General features: G+C 74.5%; 2 protein-coding genes. Both read right to left on the reverse strand.

Annotated features, from left to right (window positions below):
• Positions 1-878: helix-turn-helix domain-containing protein (locus PROKR_RS16765; RefSeq protein ID WP_084800494.1), on the reverse strand; the 878-nt coding region annotated here is incomplete at its 3' end.
• A 75-nt stretch (positions 879-953) separates the two neighbouring features.
• Positions 954-1,339 (reverse strand): zinc-binding dehydrogenase (locus PROKR_RS16770; protein ID WP_036964860.1); only part of this gene is annotated, 386 nt, incomplete at its 5' end.

A 1,339-nucleotide genomic window follows, 5' to 3' on the forward strand; every position in this document is an offset into this window, starting at 1 on the left:
TCCGCCCCGGCGTCGGGCCGTCCGCCGTCCTCCGCCGCCTCCCGCGTCGCCGCCCAGCTCGCGAGCAGCGCGAACCGGTCCGCGGAGTCGGTGCCCGGGGGCGCGCTGTAGGTGACGATCTGCAGCCCGGCCTCGCCGGGCATCTCGAACACGTCGAACGCCACCTCGATCATGCCGACCTCGGGGTGGCGGAACGACTTGACCCCGGTGCGGTGCTCGTGGACGTCGTGCCCGGCCCAGTCGGCGCGGAACTGCGGGCTGCGCGTGGAGAGCTCCCCGACCAGGGCGGTGAGGTCCGCGTTGAGCGGGTCGCGCCCGGCCTCCAGCCGCATCATCGCGGCCGCGGTCCGGCGGGCCAGGGGCCAGTCCACGTAGTAGTCCCGGGCGCGGCGGTCCAGGAAGATGAACCGCGCCATGTTGGGCGTGCCGTCGGTGTCGAAGTGCGGCGCGTACAGGGCACGGCCCATCAGGTTCGCGGCGACGATGTCCTGGGTCGCGTTGTGCACCACCGCCGGCACCGTCATGTGGTCCAGCACCCGCTGCACCGACGTGCGCACCGCCTGCGGGGCGGGCCGGCGCGTGCGAACGGCGCCCCCGGCCGGCGCGGTCCGAGCCAGGTCGAACAGGTACTCGCGCTCGGGGTCGTTGAGCCGCAGCGCGCGGGCGATCGCCTCCAGCACGCCCTCGGACGCGCCGCGGATGTTCCCGCGCTCCAGCCGGGTGTAGTAGTCGAGGCTGACCCCGGCGAGCAGCGCGACCTCCTCGCGGCGCAGGCCAGGCACCCGGCGCTCCCCGAAGCTCGGGATGCCGGCCTGCTGCGGCGTCACGTTCGCGCGGCGGGAGACCAGGAAGTCGCGGACCTCGTCCTTGGTGCTCATGGTCCCCACCATAGGTAGGCGCCCGCGCGGGCGGGAGGTTCCGTCGGAACCCCCCAGCCCGCGCACGGCACCCGGTCAGGGGGTGAGCAGCACCTTGGTGGCGCGGCGCTCGTCCATCGCGCGGTAGCCCTCGGCGGCGTCCTCCAGCGGGAGGGTGAGGTCGAAGACCTTGCCCGGGTCGATCTTCCGGTCCCAGATGAGCTGGATCAGCTCGGGCAGGAACCGGCGCACCGGGGCCGGGCCGCCGTGCAGGTGCACGCCGGTGAAGAACAGGTCCAGGCCGTCGAGCTGCACGCCGTGCGTCACGCCCACGTAGCCGACGTACCCGCCGGGTCGTGCCGAGCGGATGGCCTGCCACATCGACTCCTCGGTGCCCACCGCCTCGACGACACCGTGGGCGCCGTACCCGCCGGTGAGCTCCCTGACCCGCGCGGCACCCGCGTCGCCGCGCTCCTCGACGA

Source organism: Promicromonospora kroppenstedtii DSM 19349, assembly GCF_000515355.1.
Taxonomy (GTDB): domain Bacteria; phylum Actinomycetota; class Actinomycetes; order Actinomycetales; family Cellulomonadaceae; genus Promicromonospora; species Promicromonospora kroppenstedtii.